The following is a 21,421-nucleotide window of genomic DNA, read 5'->3' on the forward strand; positions in this document are numbered from 1 at the left end:
ACGGGTCGGCGCGGTCTTTTTCGACGAGGATTGTCCCCGGATGCGATGCGACCGGCTCTTCCTGAACGGGACCGAATGACCGCCGCGAACGCCTGGATCGCGGAGGGACGGACGCGCCTGCTGACCTATGTGCGCAGGCGGATCCGCGAACCCGAACAGGCGGAGGATATCGTGCAGGAGGCGATCATGCGGGTCATCGAGCAGGAGCGGAAGCAGGTCATCGACCAGCCGCTCGCCTATGGCTTTCGCGTGGCGGACTCTGTCATCTACAATCGCGGGCGGCGCGGGAGCGAGAACCACGCGCCGGTCGATCCCGAACTGGCCTGCGCCCTGCCGCTGGCTGACGAAATCCTCGACTATCGCCAGCGTTACGACCGGTTCCAGACCGCCCTGTCACGCCTGCCCGCGCAGCGCCGCGCGGTCTTTGTCGAGCGCCATCTGGAGGGCAAATCCCGCCAGCAGATCGCCGAGGAGATGGGCCTGAGCATCGAGGCGGTGAAGAAGCATCTGGTCCGCGCGATGATCGACCTCGACGGGTGCATCGACGATCTGCCCAGCGCACGGAGGTCGCCCGCATGACGGATCGCGACACCATGCTGGAGCAGGCCGCAGACTGGGCCGACCGGCTCGATACCCTCTCGCCCGAGGCGCGCGCGGAGTTGGGCGCCTGGCTGAACGCCGCGCCCGAGCACCGCGCCGCGCTGTCGCGGATGGTGCGCCTGCTCGGCGATCCGGCGCTGTTCGATGTGGTCGAGCAGGCGACGCGCGACGCCGTGCCTCTCCCGCCCCGCCCGCGTGCACGCCGCTGGGCTGCATCGGGGGCGGCGCGGAGCCGCCGCCGGGTCACGGTCGGCATCGCTGCGGCGCTGGCCGCCGTCGCCATCGCGCCGATCGTCTGGCGTGTCGCGACCCCGGACACGGCACCCGTCGAGCGTGTCTATGCCTCGACGGTGGGGCAGCAGCGTCAGGTAGCGCTGCCCGATGGGTCGGACATGGTGCTGGATGCGAACTCGCGCGTCGCCATCGCCTTTTCAGGCCACGGCCGCGACCTGACGCTGGAGCGCGGCGCGGCGCGGTTCGAGGTTCGCCACGACGCCGCCCGCCCCTTTGCCGTCACCACACCCGAGGGGCAGATGGTGGCGCTAGGCACCAATTTCAGCGTGGATCGCGGCGCCGGGCATAGCGAGTTGCGCGTGTATCGCGGGCGCGTGCGGCTGACCGTTCCCGGCCAAGCGGCGGTGGTCGTGACCGGCGGGCATTGGGCCGAGGCGGGCGCGGGGCGGATCGTCGTCCATGATTTCGACATCGCCCGCTATCAGGGATGGCAGGATCGCTGGTTGAGCGGCGACCGGATCAGGCTGGGCGATGCGGTCGCCCGGCTCGGTCGCTACAGCACGCGGCCCATCCGGCTGGCCGATCCGGCGCTGGCGGGCGAGACGTTCAATGGTCGCTTCCGACTGGACACGCCGGTCGAGAGCCTGACGCTGATCGGGGCGCTGTTCGACCTGTCGGTCAAGGATGACGGGCGCACCATCCATCTAACGCGGGCCAACAAAAGCAGACAGGCCGATTGGCCGAACCAATAGGCCCAATACCAATTCTTCTACGGTCCTAAGCGGTCGTCAAATCAGGATACCGCAGCCGGAGGGATCCGGTGATGCGATACGCTGCACGTCCGCATGACAACAATTTCATAATCTTAACGCATTCAGGTCAAACGGTTTATTTCCAAATTTTACCGTTCTGACCAATTTTTGCGCGAAACCTCGTTACGCCCCGTTGACAGGCATGACCATTCCATGTCACCGATAAGACCATAAGATTACAACACCGTGATGCAGGACGACATATTCGGTCCTTCGGCGCCTGTGTCGCACACGACCCAAAGGGTCGGGCGGCCATTGCGATGACGGACTTCGGACAGGCTTCGCGTCCCGACGCAGCAGATGAGACGGCCGATCCCGGTCCGTGAACGCTCACCCCGTTCCGGCCGCTGACGCCCCCTGCTTGCCGCCGGTCGCGAAAGGCCTGCCCGGCAAGGTCTCGGGGAAGTCCGGCGTGGTTTGCCCCGCGCTGGGATCAGAGGGAGGGAAAGAGCATGACCATGTCACCGTGCCACGACGCATCGCGTCTCCGGCGCAAGCGCCTGCTTCAGACGACGGCCTTTACGGCGGCCTGGGCCGCCTCGGCGATGATCGCCGCGCCCGTTGCGGCGCAGACCAGCGGCCCCGTTGCCGCTTCCACCACCAGCATCGCCGCCGCCGATGCCGCGCAGGCGACACCCCAGACCGATACCGCTGGCGGCGACGCCCAGAATGAGATCACCGTCACCGGCTATCGCCAGAGCATCGCCTCCGCCCTCGCCGCCAAGCGCAACGACATCCGCATCACCGACGGCATCTCGTCGGAGGATATCGGTAAATTCCCCGCACAGAACATCACCGAAGCCATCCAGCGCATCGCGGGCGTCCAGATGTCCAACATCAACGGCCGCGGCTCGACGATCAGCATCCGTGGCCTGGGCCCGCAATATGCGCGCACCACGATCAACGGCCAGACCTTCGCCAGCGCCGACTTCAAGGACGGCTTCCGCTACGACATCATCCAGACCGATCTGGCCAGCGCGATCCAGGTCATCAAGTCGCCGACTGCCGACATGGACACGGGCGGTCTGGCGGGCACCGTCAACATCGATACGGTCAAGCCGCTGGCCTATAAGGGGCCCAGCTTCATCGCAGGCATCAAGGGCTATTATTCCGACTATCGCAAGGCCGCGACGCCCAAGGTCAACGCCGCCTATATCAAGCGGTTCGCCGATGACACGATCGGCGTCATGCTGGACGTCGGCTATCAGAAGCTGAAGGATCGCGGCGACTATCTGTTCATCAAGAACTGGTATCAGCCGGGCGCGGTCGCGGGTGCCCCCGATGCGCAGGTGCCGGGCAACCTGCGCTATCGCCGGATCGACCGCGATACCGAGCAGCTGATGGGCAGCGGCGCGATCCAGTGGAAGCCGCAGGACAGTTTCGAGGTCCTGTTGCAGGGCGAATATTCGCGCGACCACACCCGCTATGACACGCGCCAGATGGTCTTCGGCCGCTGGGCCGCCTCGGCGGTGACGGTGAACAGCACCAGTAACGGCGTCGCCGACAAGATCGGGATCAGCAGCTTCAACGTCGACAACAACGACCAGCCCGAACTGCGCAACCTCCAGACCCAGGCCTATACCGGCACGGTCAACTGGAGCCCGACTGACACCACCCATATCCGCGCGATCGGCCATTATACCCAGGGCGACGCAAAGCTCTACGAATGGGCGACGATTGACGAGGTGCGCTTCGCGAATGGCGGCCAGCTCGACATTTCCGATCCGTTCAACGTCAAGTGGAGCACTGCCAGCCTGACCGACGGGTCGATCTACAATATGGCGAACCGCACCTGGTACGCGTTCGTCGACGGCGCGACGCATATCCAGTCGGCCCGCGACCGCGCGATGCAGACCGACCTGACCCAGGACCTCGATTGGCACGGGATCAAGGCGCTGGTCTTCGGCGCGAAATATCACCACGAGAGCTTCGACACCAAGGCCTATCGTCACGACCGCGACGCCGATGTCAGCGACCCGGTGACCTATCCCGAATTCGCCTGGATCCCCGATCTGTCGAAAACCGGCGTGCTGGTGAACAACTTCCTGGGCGGGTCGATGTCGATCCCGCACAGCTTCTTGTCGGTCAATGCCCCGCTGTGGCAGCAGATCCTGCGCGACAAGGGTATCAGCGTGCCCGACACGCCCGACTGGCCCAACACTTACCGCGTCGACCGCTATATCCCGGCCGTCTATGCGATGGCCAATATCGACGGCACGTTGTTCAACCTGCCGGTGCGCGGCAATGTCGGCGTCCGCTACGAGCATACCCACCAGAACGTCACGAGCAGCCTGACCAACGGCACCGGCAGCGACGCCACCCTGCTCGGCCAGCAGCATGTCGTGCAGGATTATGGCAATGTCCTGCCCAGCGCTAGCTTCGCGCTGGACGTGACGTCGCACCTCGTCGCCCGCATCGCCGCCGCCAAGGTGCTGGTCCGTCCGCTGCTCAACAGCCAGACGCAGATGGCCGACACCATCACCCGCGTCACCACCAGCCTGCGCCCCAGCGTCTCGGTGGCGCAGGGCGAGAGCCGGTTGAAGCCGCTGACCGCCAACCAGCTGGACGTCAGCCTGGAATATTATCACGGCAAGGGCAATTCGATCACCCTGGCCGGTTTCTACAAGGCGGTGAAGAACGGCACTTTCACGCAATTTTACTGCCCGTCCTCCTATGACGGCGTCGCGCTGAACGGCGTGGTCAGCGATTGCCAGTCGGCGGACCTGAAGACCGATTACAGCTTCAGCCGGGTGCTGAACGACGACCGGGTCATCCATATCAAGGGCCTGGAACTAGGCGCGTCGCAGAATTTCGACGCGATCCTGCCTGTCAAGGGCTTCGGCGCGGTCGGCAACGTCACATTGGTCGATACCGATGCCAGCGCGATCGGCACCGGCTTCAACCTGCGCGACCTGTCGAAGCTGACCTGGAACCTGACGCCCTATTGGGAAAATGAGATGTTCAGCGTGCGGCTGTCGGTCAATCACCGCAGTTCCTATGTTCAGGACGCGGCGTCGAGCTTCTTCGTCAATGGCGGCCTGACCCATGTGGTGCGCCCGCGCACCCAGATGGACTTGGCGCTGGGCTACACGCCCGCCAGCTACCTGAGCTTCACGGCGGGCATCATCAACCTGAACAACACGCACGAAGACGCCTATCAGACCAACGCGAACACCTTCCAGCTCGCCAGCCGGACGGGTCGCACCATCTACCTCTCGGCATCGACGCGCTTCTAGACCTCCCCTCTGGAGGGCGGGCCAATCATGGTCCGCCCTTCCCTTTTGTCATGAACCGGGGACAATGCCGTCCGTGATGACCTATCCCAAGACGCTCGGCCTGATCGGCACTCTGTTTCTCACCGCCGCGACGACCCATGCGCAAAGCGATGGCGGGCAGGCAGCCGGCGCCGCGCTCCGGCGGCTGGGCGTGCCCAAGCGACAGGTTTCGGTCGCGATCCAGCCCTCGACGACGCCCCGCTACCGCGTCCGGGTCGACCATGACCGGCTGAATGTCGAAGCCTCCTCGGCCGTAGCGGCGGTGCGCGGGGCAGCGGCGATGCTGAACGCGCAAGGGCGGCTGGCGATCAGCTGGGAGGGCAACCGGATCGGCCCGATGACCCGGCTGACGCCCGGCGACAGCGGCTGGGTGACCTCTCCCTTCAACGTCCGCGCCTATCTGAATACTTGCACCTTTGGCTACACCACGCCCTGGTGGAACTGGGCCCGCTGGGAGCGGGAGATCGACGCGATGGCGGTGCATGGCGTCGACATGCCGCTGGCGATGGAGGGCCAGGATTATGTCTGGCGCCAGCTCTGGCGCGAACAGGGGCTGAGCGAGGCGCAGCTCGCCGCGCATTTCTCCGGCCCCGCCTTCCTGCCGTGGCAGCGCATGGGCAATATCGAGGGCTATCGCGCGCCCCTCCCCCAGGGTTGGATCGACAAGAAGCACGACCTGCAGAAGCGCATCCTCGCCCGGATGCGCGATCTGGGCATGACGCCGATCCTGCCCGCCTTTGCCGGGTACGTGCCCAAGGCCTTTGCCGAGGCGCACCCCAAGGCGCGCATCTACAAGATGCGGTCCTGGGAGGGGTTCGAGGGGACCTATTGGCTCGATCCGTCCGATCCGTTGTTCGCGCCGCTCGCCAAGCGGTTCCTGCAACTCTACACCGCCGAGTACGGGCCGGGGCAATATTACCTGGCCGACGCCTTCAACGAGATGGTGCCCCCCATCGCCGAGGATGGCAGCGACACCGCGCACGCCTCGTATGGCGACGCGACCGCCAATACCCCCGCCCTGGATGCCGCGACCAAGGCGGCCGCCCTGCCCCGCGAGGTGCGTGACGCAAGGCTGGCGGCTTACGGCCAGCGGCTCTACGCCTCGATCGCCGCCGCCGTGCCGGGGGCCACCTGGGTGATGCAGGGCTGGCTGTTCGGCGCGGACAAGAAATTCTGGACGCCCGACGCCATCGCCGCCTTCCTGCGCGACGTGCCCGACCGGAAGATGCTGATCCTCGACATCGGCAACGACCGCTATCCCGGCATCTGGAAGACGACGAACGGCTTCGACGGCAAGAGCTGGGTTTACGGCTATGTCCATAATTATGGCGGCAGCAACCCGATTTACGGCGCGCCCGACTTCTATCGCCGCGACGTCGCCGCGCTGTTCGCCGACAAGGGGCGCGGGAATGTGCGGGGCTTCGGCATGTTTCCCGAAGGGTTGCACAATAACAGCCTGGTCTATGACTATGCCTATGACGTCGCCTGGCCGGGCGGCGACATGGCGATGGGGCCGTGGCTGACCCGCTATACCGCCGCGCGTTATGGCCGGAGCGATCCGGCGATGGTCGCGGCGTGGCAGGATGTCGTCGCGGGCGCCTATGACGTGCGTTACTGGACCACGCGCTGGTGGAACGAGCGGGCGGGTGCCTACCTCTTTTTCAAGCGCCCCGCCGCCGATGCGCCCACCTATCCCGCCGAGCCGGGCGACCGCGTGAAGCTGCGCGCCGGGATCGCGGCGATGCTGAAGCTCGCGCCCGCCTACGCTCGGAGCCCGCTCTATCGCTATGATCTGGTCGACCTGACCCGCCACGCCGCCAGCCTGTCGCTGGACGATAGCGTGAAGGCCGCCGTCGCCGCCTATCAGAAGGGCGATGTCGCGACCGGCGACCGAGAGACGGCGCGGGTCAAGGCGCTGGCGCTGGCTATCGACCATCTGATCGGCGGACAGCAGGAAAGCCTCGCCAGCTGGATCGCCGATGCGCGGGCCTATGGCGACACGCCCGCCGAGAAGACCGCCTACGAACAGAATGCCAAGGCGCAGGTGACGATCTGGGGCGGGCGCGGCCATCTGGGCGATTATGCGTCCAAGGCCTGGGCGGGCATGTATGCCGATTATTACCTGCCGCGTTGGACCCGTTACCTGACCGAGGCACGCGCCGCCGCCCTCGCAAAGCGGCCGGTCGACGACGCGGCGTTCACCGCCAGGCTGCTCGATTGGGAAAAGAACTGGGTCGCCTCGCCACGCACCTACAAGGCCAGCCCGCCCGCTGATCCCGTGGCCGAGGCCCGCGCGCTGATGATGGAGACCGCCCGATGACCGCCGCCAGACCAGAGCGCTTCGCCTCGCTCGACATGTTTCGGGGCGCGACCATCTTCCTGATGATCGTGGTCAACACGGCGGGAGCGGGCGGCGCGTTCACCCAGTTGCAACATGCGCCGTGGATCGGCTTCACCCTGGCCGACCTGATCTATCCGACCTTCCTGTTCGCGGTCGGCAATGCGATGAGCTTCGCGCTGAACCGCCCGATGCCCGAAAGCGTGTTCCTGCGCCGGGTGTTCAAGCGGGCCGCGCTGATCTTCCTGCTCGGCGTGCTGATGTACTGGTTCCCCTTCGTCACGCATCAGGCAGACGGCAGCTGGGTCGCCAAGCCCTTTGCCGACACGCGGCTGACCGGCGTGCTGCAACGCATCGCGCTCTGCTATCTGCTGGGGGCGCTATGCGCGCGCTATCTGAAGCCCAGCCAGCTGGTGATGGTCGCCATCGGCCTGGTCGTCGCGCACTGGGCGATCCTGGTCGGCCTGAGCCCATCGGGCGAGGCATTCGGGCGCTATCGCAATGCGGGTACGCTGTTCGACCTGCGGGTGATCGGGCTGAACCATCTCTACAAGAAGGATCACGGGTTCGATCCCGAAGGGCTGCTCGGCACCCTGCCCGCCACCGCCAATGTCATCGCAGGCTATCTGACCGGCCTCGCCATTCAGCGTTGGGGCAAACATGGTGCGACCGTGGCGAAACTGGCCGCGATCGGCGCGGTGCTGGTCGTCGTCGCGCTGCTGCTCTCGCCGGTGTTGCCGGTGGGCAAGAAGCTGTGGACCGGGTCGTTCGTCGCGCTGACCACCGGGCTCGACCTGATCCTGCTGGGCGGCGCGCTGTGGCTGGTCGAGGTGCGGGGCGTGACGCTGGGCCGCGCCTTCCTCCAGATGCTGGGCCGCAATCCGCTCGCCATCTATCTGTTTTCCGAGCTGCTGGTCGTCCTGCTCGAACTGATCCATGTCGATGGCGAGGGGCTGTATAGCTGGGTCGGGCTGACCGCATTCCAGGCGGTCGCGCCGGGGCCGGTCGGATCGCTGCTCTGTGCGCTGGCCTATACGCTGATCTGTTGCGCGTTCGGCTGGGCGCTGGATCGCAAGGGGATTATCCTGAAGGTGTGACCCTTGGCCTTCGACTTCGCTCGGGCTGAGCGAAGTCGAAGCGCACGGGCATTACCTCTCCCGCACCGAAATCGTCCGCCCAAGCCCCGAAGCCTTGCCCGGCTCCGCCTCGACGACCAGCACGACCTGCCGCTCGCCCGCTCCGGCCGGGAACGGCACCTCCAGCGGCGCGGGGGTGAAGTCGGTCTTCTCCGCACGCTTCACCCCATCCACCCAGGCTTCGGCGCGCCCGGCGACTTCGGCGAAGACCACCGCCCCACCCTGCTCCGCCACCCGGCGGCGCGGCTTGAAACTGGTGCGATAGGTCGACCAGACGCCCTCGCCCGGCCCTTCCAGCCTGCCGGACCGCGCATAGACAAGGCTGTTCATGTCATTGCCCGCATAACGCCGCAGCGGATCAGGCCGGGTCGCGGTGAAGTCGCTGCGCTTCCAGTCGGTCAGCATCGCGACGGGGCGCGTCGCCGGGAGCGCGGGCAGTGGCTCGGCCGCGATCACCCGCACCGTTGTGCGCGTGGGCTTCAACCCCGGCGCGCTCGCCTCGACAGTCAGTGTGCCTGTCCCCGGCTCGGCGCGGACCAGTGCCTGGGCCAGCCCATGGAACAGGCGACGCGCGGGCACGATCTCCGAGTCATGGTCGTTGGGGTCACCATTACCGACCCCGATCACCGCGCCCTTCGTCACCCGGAACGTTACCTGTGCATCCGCATCGGGCACCACCCTCCCCCGCGCATCGACAGCCGCGACGGTGAAGGGCTGCACGTCGCTGCCCGTGCCCAGCATCCCCCGCCGATCCGCGATCAGTTTCAGGGCGACCGGCAGCCCCGCGGTTTCGACCGCGGTGCGCGACACCTCGCGCCCGCCACGATAGCCGACCGCCTCCAGCCGTCCGGGGGCATAGGACACCTGCCATTCGGGCATCGCCAGCCGGTCGACCGCCTTGCTCCCCAGGCTCTTGCCGTTCAGGCGCAGTTCGACCGTCTCGGCATTGGTCAGCGCGATCACCCGGATCGGCTGCCCCTCACGCCCCGGCCAGGTCCAGTGCGGCGCGATGGCCAGCGCGGGCGCATCGTCCACCCATTGCGCGCGGCGCAGGTGGAAGGCCATCTTGGCGAAGCCGCACAGGTCCATGATGCCGAACACGCTGCTCGTCGTCGGCCATTCGAACGGCGTCGGCTCGCCATGATAGTCGAAGCCGGTCCACACGAACGTCCCCGCGACGAAGGGTCGCGTGTCGATCATCTTCCAGCTTTCATGATGGGTCAGCCCCCATTCGGCGGCGTCGGTGTCGTAGGAGCTGACCTCATGGCGCGCCATGTCGGTCCTCCAAACACCGCGCGTCATGAAGGCGCTGGTATCCTCCGAGCTGGTCATCGGCTTGGTCGGGTGGGCGGCGTGAAAGCTGTCGTACCGGCGATGCTGATAGTTGAAACCCATCACATCGACCGCGTCCGACACGTTAAGCGGTGAGAACATCCCGTCGTTCATCGCCGCCGTGACGGGGCGCGAGGTGTCGAGCTCCTTCACCGCCTCGGCCATGCGGCGCACCATCTCATAGCCCTGTTCGGTGCCCTGCATCGGTTCCTCGTTGAAGACCGACCAGAGGAAGACGCTCGGGTGATTGCGGTCGCGGCGGACCAGCCACTCCAGCTGGCGCAGATAATCCGGGCTGGGGTTGAAATTGCGGTTCTCGTCCATGACGAGCAACCCCAGCCGGTCGCACGCATCGAGCAATTCGGGCGCGGGCGCATGGTGCGAGCAGCGCAGCGCGTTGCAGCCCATCGCCTTCAGGCGCCGGATGCGCCAGTCCCACATCGCATCTGGCATGGCGACGCCGACCCCGGCATGGTCCTGATGCACGCAGACGCCCTTGATCTTGGTCGCCACGCCGTTGAGATAGAAACCCGTCGCGGCGTCGAAGCGGATTTCGCGAAAGCCGATCCGGGTGGCGCGCGCGTCGATCGCCTTTCCGTCACGCAGCAGCCGCGTTTCCACCCGGTAGAGTATCGGCTGGTCGACCGACCAGAGCTGCGGCGCGGCGACCGGGATTGAGACCTTCAACTCGGCGGTCTTGAGCGGATCGACGGTCACGTCCGCCTCCGCCCGATCGATGGTGCGGCCCGCCGGATCGATCAGCACCGCCTCGGCGCGAACGGTCGCCGCCATCTTCTGGATGTTCGAGACGGTCAGCGCGACCGGCACGGTCCAGACTGCCCCCTCACGGCGCGGATCGGCGTGGAGGCCGTCGGTGACGATGCTCACCCCGTCGCGCACCGCCAGCCAGTTGTGGCGGTACAGCCCCGCGCCCTCATACCACCAGCCCTCCATCGTCTCGGCATCGACGCGGACGGCCAGCGTGTTCACCTCCTCGCCGAACCGGGCATAGGGGGTGATGTCGATTAGGATCGCGGTATAGCCGCTGAAGCTGTGCGCGACGAGGACGCCGTTGAACCAAACCTTCGCGTTGGTCGCCGCCGCGCCCAGCTGTACCTCCAGATAGCGGCCGCGCCACTCGGTCGGCAGTTTCAGCGTCCGGCGATACCAGCCGATCCCGCGCCGCCGATAGCCTTGCGCGACATTAGCGTTGGGGTCGACCACCTCCTCCATCGCCCAGTCATGCGGCAGCTCGACGCTGCGCCAGTCGCTGTCGTCATAGCTGACGGCAGCGGCCCCTTGCGCGATCCCGGCCTTGGCGTTCTGATAGCTTTCCTCATGCCCCAGGATCGGCGGCACGGTGATGTCGCCCTTGTGGAACAACCAGCCATCGTCGAGCCGCAGCAGGCTCGGATCGGCGACGAAGGGCGGTTCGGGCATCGCGTCGAAGGGTGCGGGCGCATCGCCACTGTCGAGCATCACGGGACGGTTCGCTGCCAGAGCGGGCGCCCCCAGCGCCGGAGCGGCCAGCCCGCTGGCGAGCAGAGTGCGGCGGGTCACGGTCATCGGGCAGTCTCCGGCGAAGAATCAGAGGGGAGCGGCGCATAGAGCGGGCGGGCGCCATCGAGCACCAGCTCGACACGATCGAGGGTCAGGCCGGGATCGAGCGGCACAATCGCCACCCGGTGATGCCCGGCGGCAAAGGTCTTGAGCGGCAGGGTGGCGATGGCGGTGTTGGTCAGGACATTCTGCCGCCACTGGTCGCTGCGCCCGATGGTCGCGAAATCGACCGTCTGCCAACCGCCGTCATCCAGCTTCACCGCCGCGCGCAGGCCGTGCGCGGGATCGCGCGGATGGGTCGGCAACGCGACGATACGCAAATTCGCGCCCGCCTCGGTCATGGTGGCGAAGCGCCAGGTGGCGGGCGTGCCCTGCTCGGCGGTGCTGCGGCTCGGCAGGCTCAGCCTGGCGCGGAGCGCGCCGCGCTGGCTGCCCAGATCGGGGATCGCCTCCCAGTCTGCACCGAACTTTGCCGCGAGCGCGGGCATGGTCACGCGCCGCTCATCCTCCAGCACCTCACCGGGGTCGAGCGCGGGCGGGGTCAGCGCGGTCGCGTGGATCGTCACCACCTGATCGTTGCAGCGAAGCGTCACCGGCGCGACCTCGCCCTTGCCGTCATAGGACAGGGTCAGCCGCTGCTCATACCCATTGTCGGCGTTCAGCAGCCCCCGCTCCCCCGACAGGGTCAGCCCATCCGGCCGCTTCGTGACGGCCCAGTCGGCATATTTATATTGGTGCGTGTAGAGCGTGACCGGCCGTGTCGCGGGCACCCCCTTGGTGAAGGTCAGGACATTCTCGTCACCGATCCACGATCCCCACAGGCCGACGGCGCAGCCGCTTTTCAGGATCTCGCCGTAGGAAGGCCATTTGGGCTCTTCGAAGACCGGCAGGCGGCGCGGCGCGGCGTCCATCATCTCGCGCCACTTGCCCCCGGCCAGGGCGTTATACTGGGCGGTCGCCTCGGTCAGCGACCTATACGCCGTGCGAGCCGCGTAGAGATAGAGGTCCGCGCTCGCCCGCTGATCGCGCGCATAAAGTTCAGCAAGATCGAGCGACAGGATACGCCAGTTGAGCAGGGTCGCCCCCTGCACCGGATAGCGCACCAGTTCGTAAAAGGCGTCCTGCCGGTCCTTCGGCATACGCGCCGCGATCGCCGATGCCTGGTCCATCAGCGCCCTATACGCCGCCAACCGTGCCTGCGCCTCCTCGCCATCCGACTGGACATAGGCGCTCGGCCGGTTGGGCGTGACCCATTCGGTCTGGCCGAAGCCCATGAACTCCGGCTTTCGCGGCCAGGCCAGGTCGTAGAAGCGCATCATCACATCGGCGATCTCGCCCGCCTCCGCCTCGCCGAATTGCTCGGCCATGAAGCGGCGAAGATGCTCGCGCGGAGATTGGTCCAGCAGCCGCGCGTCGAAGGCGAGGTCGAGGAAATATTGCGAGAGATATTCGATCGGCTTGATATCGCCGACATTGACCATCCAGATGCGCCGCGCGTCCGTATCCCAGGCGCGCCCCATCTCCTCGCGGATCAGGGCCGGGTGGGTGGTGCCCAGCCATAGATAGTCGTGCGGCCGCCCCCAATAGGACAGATGATAATAAACTCCCGCCCCGCCTGGCCGCTTCTGTTCCTCCGGTGTGCTCAAACGGCGCAGATAACCGTAATTGTCGTCGGTCCACATCAACGTGACATCGCCCGGCAGCGTCAGCCCGGCATCATAGGCCTCCTGCAATTCATGATAGGCGACATAGAGCTGCGGCACCTGCGCCGCCGGTTTGCCCAGCGTGTCGGCGAGCAATGTGCGCTGCCGCCCGACCACATCCTCCAGGATACCGCGCCGCGCCGCCGTCGTCGTCACGCCCTGCATCGGTCCATCATGCAAGCCGCGCAGGCCTACGGTGTAGAACGCCTCCTGCCCCCTGGTCTCGGCCACCCGCTCGCGCCAGTAATCTAGGATCGCCTCTGGCCGCCGGGTGAAGTCGAATCCGCCTCGCTTCCCCTCGTCCCATTCGCGCAGATTGTTGCGGAGCATCGGCTCGGCATGCGAACTGCCGATGACGATGCCATAGCGCCGGGCGAGCGGCGCATTGCCCGGATCACCAAAGAAGGGCGTCGAAACCGAGTGCATCGCAGGCCACAGCGTATTGGCCTTCAACCGCCACATCAGTTCGAAGACACGCTGATAGGTCTTCGGCCCGATATTGCCCTTTTCCGGGTCGAAGGTCTTGGCCGCCCAGGGCTCCAGCCCCCAATCCTCGTCGTTCAGGAAGATGCCGCGATACTTCACCGACGGCGCGCGCGAGACGAAGGGCCGGTCGGAGACGACAATCCGGTCGCGACGACGCGGCGTGACATCCGCCCACCATTCCCAGGGCGACACGCCCAACGCACGGGACAGGTCGGTCACGCCATACGCCGCCCCGCGCGCATCCGATCCCACGATCAACAGATAGCGCCGCCCAGCCACGCGGACCCCGGCCCGGACATAGCGTTCCCAGCCGCCCGCGATCGGCGACAGGTCCACCCCGCCCTCCCGTGCCAGCCGCTGCACCACCGGCGAGGCGATCGTCCCGATGACGACGCACATATCGATGCAGTTCGCCCTATCCGCGACGATCGGCCCCGGCCGCCCGCCCAGCGCGGTCAGATCGCGGGCCAGCAGTTCGGCGGCGATACGGGTCGTCCCCTCGCCATCGGCGACCGCCAACAGGCTTGCGCGCGCCAGGTCCAGGTCGGCGGCATGAACGGGGGCGGTGATACCCAGCATCGCTGCAAGGCCGGCACCCAGCCCCATGATCCTCGCCCGCATCGTCCCTCCGCCACCATGACTGTCGGCAGCAATCTAACCCGGCCTACCAAGCTGTAAAGCTTATTTGCCTGACCAATTGAAGGCCGATACAAGCCATCCAAAGACAGGCATTTGGGTCATCGCCCACACTCCCCGGCTGGCAAAACCCTGACAAGCGCAGAACAATCCGCACAGCGCCTATCTGCCAGTTTGACCGAGGCGGATCGGGCGGAACGCAGTATCCCGCCGCCGAGACCGGCCCCCGAAATGATGAAGGCCCAACATGCCCTGGGACGGCCGAGCTCCCCTTCATTGGGTCGAAGGGGCCGCATGAAACGACCCCCCTCACATCGTCAGGCTGTGACGCCGTTGCCCGCGATAACCAGCGGAACGCCGATCGGATGACGCGCGCCCTGGGGTAGCGTGACTTCCAACGCCTCGGCGGTACGCCGGAAGACCAGCGGGGTATTGTCGCCCTGGATCGTGACCCGCGCGATCCGCCCCGGCATCGTCGGGTTGCCCTGCGCCAGCAGGGTCATCCGCACGACGCCGTCCTCGGGCCACCCCATCACCAGCGCATGGAGATTGCCGCCCCGCGTCACGTAGCGAACGTCGCGCGCCGTATAGGGCGACTTCGGACCACCCTCGGAAAAGTTGCCCGCATTGGGGCGCGTCGGGCCTTCGCCGTTCAGCTTCCACGGGCGGCTGCCGTAGATCGCCTCTCCGTAACGGCCCATCCATTCGGCGATGTCGTTGACGACCTTTTCTTCCTTGTCGTCGATCGTGCCGTCGCCCCGCATCGGCACCGACAGCATCAGGTTGCCGTTCTTCGACACCACGTCGCACAGCGTATGGATGACGTTCGCCGCCGTCTTGTAGCCGTCGTTGTTGTACACATCGATGTCGTAGTGCCAGTTGCCGATGCAGGTGTCGGTCTGCCACGGGAAGCGCTCGATATAGCTTTTCCCGCCGCGCTCGACATCATCGACGATGCCCATGCGGCGCTGGGGCGGCGTGACCTTGCTGGTGACGACGGCTTCCAGCCGACCGCCATTCCACTTCATCGACTGGTTGTAGAACCAGGACGTGAAATCCAGGCCATATTGTTCGAGCGGCAGGTCGAAATTGTCGAAATAGACCATGTCCGGCCGATATTTCTCGGCGAGGTCCTTCACGCGCATCAGCCAGTTGGTCGCGAAATCGCCCGCGGGAACGCCCTCGTTCCACAGGCGATCGGTGGCTTCGTGCCAGGCATTGGCTTCGTCCAGCGTGCGTATGCCATCGGGCATCGGCATGAAGCGGCCGGTATAGAGCTGCTGGGGGTCCAGCCCGTCCCACCACTGGCCGCGACCCTGCGCCGCGGTCAACTTGTAGGCGTCATAGCGTTCGCCCGCGCGCGGCCCGGTCGGATCATAGCCATAAGCGGGCTGGTTCCAGTGCCAGGCATGGGCCGAATGGTTGGACACGGCAAAGCGCAGGCCGCGTGCACGCGCCGCCTTTTGCCATTCGCCGATGATGTCACGACGCGGGCCGACCCGCGTCGTGTTCCACGGGTGATATCTGGAGTCATAGGTATCGAGATTGTCGTGGTGATTGGCCAGCGCCATGAAATATTTCGCGCCCGCCTTCTTGTAGAGGTCGAGCAACCGGCCGGGGTCCCAGCGATCCGCCTTCCATAAATTCTGGATCTGCATGAAGCCGACATCGGCCGGATGGCCGTAATGTTTCAGATGATGCTCATAGGCGCGACTGCCCGGCAGATACATGTCGCGGGCATACCAATCCCCCGCTTCGGGCACGCATTGCGCCGTCCAGTGTGCCCACATGCCGAACTTGGCGTCCCGGAACCAGTCGGGCACGCTATAGCCGGTGGTCAGCGACTCCCAGTCCGGCGTAAATCGTGCGGGCGCCGGCACCTTCAGCGCACGTCCCACCCCCGGTGCCTGCCGTGCGGTCGTGACTGCCGACGCCGCCGCAGGGGCCAGTGCCGCCGCCGCGATCGCTCCCCCGATCATTTCGCGCCTGTTCGCCTTCATCCGTTTCTCTCCCGCCATCGCGCCGATCATTCAGGACCAGCCTTTTCCAAGACCCATTTGCCAAGCCCTGCCGCCACTCTCTTATGTGAAAGTGATCTGTTATACACGCGATCGTAAGTCACATCGGCCGTGATAGGCAAGCGAGACCGATCGACGATTCCAAACTTTGATTGCCCTCCGGTCGTCACCGCCCCTTGACCCGACAGCCCGCGAAATGACGGTCGCCCTGATCGTTCGACAGAACATCGAACGGCGGCATGCCGGGAAAGTCCCTGCCGCCAAAAACTACACTGGGTTGCACCTGCGAACCATTCTCGTTAATGCGACCTAATAGCATTAAGGGGTTGATCGTGGAATCGTGGAACTATGCCGCTGGTCTGGCGGCGATGATGCTTTGCGCGCCCGCCATGGCGGAAACGGTGAGCGATCCCGTTGCCTCCGACGCCCAAGTCGCCGACATCATCGTGAATGGCCGGGCGCAGCATCTCTACCGCGTCGACACGACGACCGTGGGCAAGTCGGCCGAGGACCCGCTCGACATTCCGCAGGCTTTGCAGGTCATCAACGAGGAGCTGTTCACCGACCAGGGCGCGCGCGACGCGACCGACATCTACCGCAATATCTCCGGCGTCAGTGCCTTCAGCTATGCGGGCATTACCTTTCGCGGGTTTCGGCAAGACCAGTCCTTCTATGACGGTCAGCGCGGCAATCCGTTCATCGGCTTTTCAGTGCCGCAGCTGTTCACCATCAGCCGGGTCGAGGTGCTGAAGGGCCCGGCGGGCCTGTTCTTCGGCCCCGGCTCGCCCGGCGGCATCATCAACTATGTCTCCAAGACGCCCAGCGACGTCAGCAGCCTGCGGACGGTCGCGACGCTCGGCAGCTATGGTCGCGCCGGTATCTCGTCGGAGGCGACGGGCAAGGTCGATGCGAAAGGCATCGTCACCTATCGGCTGGGCGGCTTTTACGAGGCGATGTCGCCCTTCCGCTACAACACTCACAACACGTCGCTGATCGGCGACGGCGGCCTGTCTTTCCGGACCAACGAGGGCGGCAAGCTGACCATCCAGGCAACGGTCTATGACAATTTCCTGCGCGGCAATCGGCTGCGCGGGGTGCCGGTCGACAATGACGGCAACTTCCTGGCCGACATCCGCTGGAACGCCAACGAACCGACGGACTTCCTTCATCTGAAGTCGCAGGCCTATCAGGCACGCTATGCCACCAGCATCGGCGACGCGGTGACGTTCGATGCGGGCGCACGCTATTTCAAGGCGACCGAGACCCAGCAATATCACGAGGCGCGCGGCTTCGTGCCCGGCAGCACCTACCTGATCGCCCGGGAATTTCGCGACCAGATCCGCGACGTGGACGGCCTGTCCTTCATGGCCAACGCCACGGTGAAGGCACGACTGATCGGCATGGCCCACAAGTTTCAGATGGGGGCGGACTGGTATGACGAGACCAGCATCCTCAACTCGCGCATCCTGCGCTCGGGCGTCACGCCGTTGAGCCTGAGCAAGCCGGTCTATAGCGTTACCGCGCGCGACGTGGCGCGCGCCGCCTCTCTGCCCTTCGCCAAGACCGACACACGCACCCGGCGCAAGGGCGCCTATCTCCAGGATCAGATCGGCATCACCGATGCGCTGCTGCTGATCGGCGGTGTCCGCTATGACAGGTTCGACGATGGGGTGACGACCAGCACCGCCGGGCGCATCACGGCGAATCCGTCCTATAGCGACGGTCGCTTCACCTATCGCGCCGGGGCGATCGTCAAGCCACGCTCCGGCGTATCGCTCTATGCCAGCTGGTCGGGCAGTTTCGAGCCGCAGAGCGCCGCCAGCCAGAACACCGATGCGGGCGGCCCTTTCGCCCCGGTGACGGGCAACCAGATCGAGGGCGGTGTCAAGTCGGTGCTGCTCGGCGGGCGGCTGCAGGCCAATGCGGCGGTGTATCGGATCATCCGCCGCAACATGCTGCAGGTCGACCCAAGCCTCGCCCCCGTCAACGGGCAGGATCAACTGCGCCCGATCGGCGAGGTCACGAGCAAGGGCTTCGAGATCGACCTGTCCACCGACATCACGCGCAACTGGGTGCTGCTCGCCAACTACGGCTATAACGACACCCGGATCACCGGGACGGTGGCGGGGCAGTCGCTGACCAACGCGGTCGGCAACCGCTTCGCCAATGCACCCCGGCATCAACTGGGCTTCTGGACCCGCTATCAGATTGCGCCGATCGGCACCGCAATCGGTGTCGGTGGCGAATATCTGTCGCGCCGGGTCAGCCTGTCGGGCCAGGCGGTGCAGCCCTATATGATCTTCGACGCGTCGATCACCAAGTCGCTGGGGATCGCGGAACTGATGCTGCGCGTCGATAACCTGTTCGACAAGCGCTACGCCGCCTCCGGCTTCTCATTACAAAGCGGCAGCTTCCCCGGCGAACCGCGCACCCTGCTGGCCGAGCTGCGGTTCCGCTTCTGACCCGAGACGACGCGCCTAGTGGATCTTCCAGGCGACGATCGCCCGCAGGCCCAGCACCACCACGCCGGTCGCATCACGCAGGCCCGATGCACGATGGACATATTGGATATCGGGCTGAAGCGTCAGGAAGGGCGCGACCCGATCGCTATAGGTCAGCTCGACGGTGCTTTCCGTCTTGGTCAGCGACGGTTCGTCGGGTGGATTGGCGCGGCGATAGGCACGGCTGAGCCCGGCGGTGGCCAGCCCGATCGACAGCAGCGACTCCGGGCGCGACCGCAGGATGCCATGGCCGGTCACCCCGACCTGCACCCCGTCGGCGAACGGCGTGGTCAGCCCGTCGGACAGACCGGCCCGCAGAAAGGCGCACCAATGGCCGATCTTGCCCGCCTCGCCCGCCAGATCCCGCTCGACCAGAGCATAGAGGCCATGCGACGCAGCGGTGTCCGGGCCCGGCGTGATGCCCGGCGGAACGATCCGCTGCTGGCGATGGCTATAGGTCCAGCCGCCGACCGTGATCGCCGTTCGGCCCTTCAGCCCCGCCTCGGCGATCAACAGGGCCGAACGCGGGCCGTTCTCATCCGCCACCCCGCGCGGGGCGCGAACGGCGGCCGCCTGCACATAATGGCGCTTGCCCTTCAGCCGCACGCGGATCGCCAGGTCGGTCTGGGGAAAGATCGACGGCCCGTTGGGGCCCGTCGCCGCCAGTTCCGACCCGATGCCGAAGGCCGGCGCGATCAATGCCGCCGCCGCAGGATTGGCATAAAATTCGCTGTTCAGGTCATATTTGCCGACCAGCACCGAGCCACGATCTCCGGCGAAGCGCTGCTGCACCCAGGCCTGATAGAGCAACAGGTCCGGGCTCATGACCTCGATATTGTTCACGCCCTGCAACGTTCCCGCGATATCGTTGGGCCGCGCACCGGCGTTGCTTAAGGCGCCGACATAGGCGCTGCCGCCCCGCCATCCCGCCGCGCGCTCCAGGTCGAGCGACGCGATCAGATCCAGATTGTCCAGGAACCGCGCGCCGCGCCGCCCCTTTCCCGCCGAGACGCCGACCAGATCGGCCTTGTAGAGCAGATCGAGACTGAAGGCGCTGGAAGCTGCGTCCTCCCCCTCGCCACCGGCTTCGGCGCGCGGCTCCTCTTCCTGCGCCAAAACGGGCGTCGGCAGAACCGCCAGCATGGGGGCGGTCAGCAGCATGATCGATTGACGAAACGTCATCGCCATCGCCTCTTTCCCCGAGGGTCGGCAGGAAGCGAGCGCCCCCGCGGCTGCGTCATGCGGCCACGGCTCGCCGGGCGTCGCGCGGGTTTCCGGTCAGGGTCGACAAGCAATCGACGCTGAACCCCATAAGCATCGGAATTACGGCTGCAAATGTCGCGACCAATTTGATCCGGATCGTGGCGCGCATGTCTCCCCCCGTTTACACATCGCGAAGCCAGTCCCATCAAAATGCCGATGCCTCGGTTCGATAGATGCGTCGACGAGCGCCGAAGCTGCCCAAAATTCCGCATGGCTCGCGACTTCCTCGTGAGAGAGCGCTTAGAGCAGCGGGATTTAATATAGAGTTCCTGCCGCAGGCAGTTTTCATTAACCAAACATACTTTCGAAGTGTCGGCCCGCGCTGGAAAAACAGTCAAGGCGCTATATATCGCGAATAGGTTCGGCGACTGAACGGTCTCCTGCTCTTGCACAGCTCGGGTTGTATTTTACGGCTGCGTCCGATCTCGATGTGACATATCTGATGCCGTCCGGAACACGGTAGCCGATTGCGGACACGGCCATTCTTTATGGCCCCGCAAGGCCATGGGCCTGGCCGGTGCGCCCCATCGAGTGCCTCCCCTATCTGAAAGCCACGCGGGGCGCGGTGACGGTTGTGACAATCGGATAGGTCAAAATGCCTCTGTCGCGGCGGGACGAGACGAACGGAACGAAAGCCTATGTAAAGTCTTTCCGATCAGATATTTGTAAGGGGGGAAACAAATGGCGAAGGTTTTGGCGTGGGCGCTGAGTGTGGCGGCCATCATGATCGACACCCCTGCCCTCGCCCAGGACGAGCCCCGCTTCTGCCCCACGCGTCCCAATCTCGGCGGATCGAGCTGCACGACCGAACCGGGGCGGGTGCATGTCGAGATGTCCGCGCTGGATTGGGAGCGAGACGACCAGTCCGACCAGCGCGAGGACCGTATCGTCACCGCCGATATCCTTACCCGTCTGGGCGTGGGCAAGAATACCGAGCTTCAGCTCGAATGGGTCGGCTATGGCCGGGACCGGACACGCGACAAGGCGAGCGAAACGGTCGACACGGTGACAGGCACCGGCGACGTGACCTTCGCGATCCGCGAGCATCTTGCCGGGCAGAAAGGGAAGCCCTTTTCGGCGGGCATACAGGCCTTTGTCACGGCCCCAACCGGACGCTATCCGGTCGGGGCTGGCACCTGGTCGACGGGGGTCATCGTCCCCATCCAATATGAGCTGACCGAGAAGATCGCGATCGCGGTAACGGGGGAAGCCGATGCAGCGGCGAACCAGTCCGGCATGGGACGGCATCTGTCGTACAGCGAGATCACCGGCGTGCGTTACAAGTTCACCGATCAGATCACCGCCAACGCCGAGCTGTCGCTGGAGCGTGACGACGATCCCGACCAGCATGAGACTCTGGCCCTGGCCGCGCTGTCGGCCGCCTGGCGACCGACCAAGGTCGTTCAGTTCGACATTCTGGCCGCGGCGGGCCTCAACCATGCCGCCCCCAGCCTCCGCCTCGTGACCGGCGGCGCCATTCTTTTTTGAACGCGGCGGAAGCGATCGGGCCCGGCAAGGCCGCCCCGC

11 protein-coding genes are annotated in these 21,421 nt (G+C 65.8%); 7 read left to right on the plus strand and 4 right to left on the minus strand.

All coding sequences use genetic code 11. From position 1 onward, the window contains the following. The first annotated feature begins 75 nt into the window (after positions 1-75). The 5 genes from AC1GI4_RS04655 (at position 76) to AC1GI4_RS04675 (ending at position 8,356) form a co-directional block, all read left to right on the plus strand. Positions 76-579 (plus strand): RNA polymerase sigma factor, encoded by a 504-nt coding sequence (locus tag AC1GI4_RS04655; protein ID WP_479628734.1) that lies wholly within the window; start codon positions 76-78, stop codon positions 577-579. Then, positions 576-1,586 carry a FecR family protein gene (locus tag AC1GI4_RS04660; RefSeq protein WP_479628735.1) on the plus strand — a complete coding sequence of 337 codons (1,011 nt, stop codon included), beginning with the start codon at positions 576-578 and terminating at the stop codon, positions 1,584-1,586. The genes AC1GI4_RS04655 and AC1GI4_RS04660 overlap by 4 nt, the downstream gene beginning before the upstream one ends. Positions 1,587-2,098: 512 nt before the next feature. Continuing rightward, positions 2,099-4,882 (plus strand): TonB-dependent receptor, encoded by a 2,784-nt coding sequence (locus AC1GI4_RS04665; RefSeq protein ID WP_479628736.1) that lies wholly within the window; start codon positions 2,099-2,101, stop codon positions 4,880-4,882. A gap of 76 nt (positions 4,883-4,958) precedes the next feature. Then, a complete protein-coding gene (locus tag AC1GI4_RS04670; protein WP_479630351.1) occupies positions 4,959-7,241 on the plus strand; it encodes an alpha-N-acetylglucosaminidase in 2,283 nt (760 codons plus the stop codon). Further along, positions 7,238-8,356 (plus strand): acyltransferase family protein, encoded by a 1,119-nt coding sequence (locus tag AC1GI4_RS04675; RefSeq protein ID WP_479628737.1) that lies wholly within the window; start codon positions 7,238-7,240, stop codon positions 8,354-8,356. Before AC1GI4_RS04670 ends, AC1GI4_RS04675 begins: the two co-directional genes overlap by 4 nt. 51 nt (positions 8,357-8,407) lie before the next feature. Here the strand turns inward: AC1GI4_RS04675 and galA are convergent, their stop codons facing one another. The 3 genes from galA to AC1GI4_RS04690 form a co-directional block, all read right to left on the minus strand. After that, on the minus strand, positions 8,408-11,293 hold the full coding sequence (gene galA / locus AC1GI4_RS04680) for a beta-galactosidase GalA (RefSeq protein ID WP_479628738.1): 2,886 nt from the start codon (positions 11,291-11,293) through the stop codon (positions 8,408-8,410). Next, a complete protein-coding gene (locus tag AC1GI4_RS04685) occupies positions 11,290-14,097 on the minus strand; it encodes a glycosyl hydrolase 115 family protein (RefSeq protein ID WP_479628739.1) in 2,808 nt (935 codons plus the stop codon). The genes galA and AC1GI4_RS04685 overlap by 4 nt, the downstream gene beginning before the upstream one ends. Before the next feature lie 332 nt (positions 14,098-14,429). Beyond that, complete coding sequence (locus AC1GI4_RS04690) at positions 14,430-16,112, minus strand: alpha-L-fucosidase (protein ID WP_479628740.1); 1,683 nt, start codon at positions 16,110-16,112, stop codon at positions 14,430-14,432. A gap of 350 nt (positions 16,113-16,462) precedes the next feature. Here AC1GI4_RS04690 and AC1GI4_RS04695 point away from each other — a divergent pair, with 350 nt between their 5' ends. Continuing rightward, positions 16,463-18,592: a TonB-dependent siderophore receptor gene (locus AC1GI4_RS04695; protein ID WP_479628741.1), complete on the plus strand. Its 2,130-nt coding sequence runs from the start codon at positions 16,463-16,465 to the stop codon at positions 18,590-18,592. A 15-nt stretch (positions 18,593-18,607) separates the two neighbouring features. On the opposite strand, the gene AC1GI4_RS04700 is transcribed toward AC1GI4_RS04695, so the two are convergent. Beyond that, complete coding sequence (locus AC1GI4_RS04700; protein WP_479628742.1) at positions 18,608-19,813, minus strand: carbohydrate porin; 1,206 nt, start codon at positions 19,811-19,813, stop codon at positions 18,608-18,610. 762 nt (positions 19,814-20,575) lie between these two features. On the opposite strand from AC1GI4_RS04700, the gene AC1GI4_RS04705 reads away from it, so the two are divergent. Continuing rightward, positions 20,576-21,382, plus strand: coding sequence for a transporter (locus tag AC1GI4_RS04705; protein ID WP_479628743.1), 807 nt, complete (start codon positions 20,576-20,578; stop codon positions 21,380-21,382). Positions 21,383-21,421 lie beyond the last annotated feature (39 nt).

It is taken from the genome of Sphingomonas sp. 77B, assembly GCF_056497825.1.

Bases quoted from the DNA above. Each gene is read 5' to 3' on its own strand.
- AC1GI4_RS04655 (WP_479628734.1), top strand. From the start codon at position 76: ATGACCGCCGCGAACGCCTGGATCGCGGAGGGACGGACGCGCCTGCTG.
- AC1GI4_RS04660 (WP_479628735.1), top strand. From the start codon at position 576: ATGACGGATCGCGACACCATGCTGGAGCAGGCCGCAGACTGGGCCGAC.
- AC1GI4_RS04665 (WP_479628736.1), top strand. From the start codon at position 2,099: ATGACCATGTCACCGTGCCACGACGCATCGCGTCTCCGGCGCAAGCGC.
- AC1GI4_RS04670 (WP_479630351.1), top strand. From the start codon at position 4,959: ATGACCTATCCCAAGACGCTCGGCCTGATCGGCACTCTGTTTCTCACC.
- AC1GI4_RS04675 (WP_479628737.1), top strand. From the start codon at position 7,238: ATGACCGCCGCCAGACCAGAGCGCTTCGCCTCGCTCGACATGTTTCGG.
- galA (WP_479628738.1), bottom strand. From the start codon at position 11,293: ATGACCGTGACCCGCCGCACTCTGCTCGCCAGCGGGCTGGCCGCTCCG.
- AC1GI4_RS04685 (WP_479628739.1), bottom strand. From the start codon at position 14,097: ATGCGGGCGAGGATCATGGGGCTGGGTGCCGGCCTTGCAGCGATGCTG.
- AC1GI4_RS04690 (WP_479628740.1), bottom strand. From the start codon at position 16,112: ATGAAGGCGAACAGGCGCGAAATGATCGGGGGAGCGATCGCGGCGGCG.
- AC1GI4_RS04700 (WP_479628742.1), bottom strand. From the start codon at position 19,813: ATGACGTTTCGTCAATCGATCATGCTGCTGACCGCCCCCATGCTGGCG.
- AC1GI4_RS04705 (WP_479628743.1), top strand. From the start codon at position 20,576: ATGGCGAAGGTTTTGGCGTGGGCGCTGAGTGTGGCGGCCATCATGATC.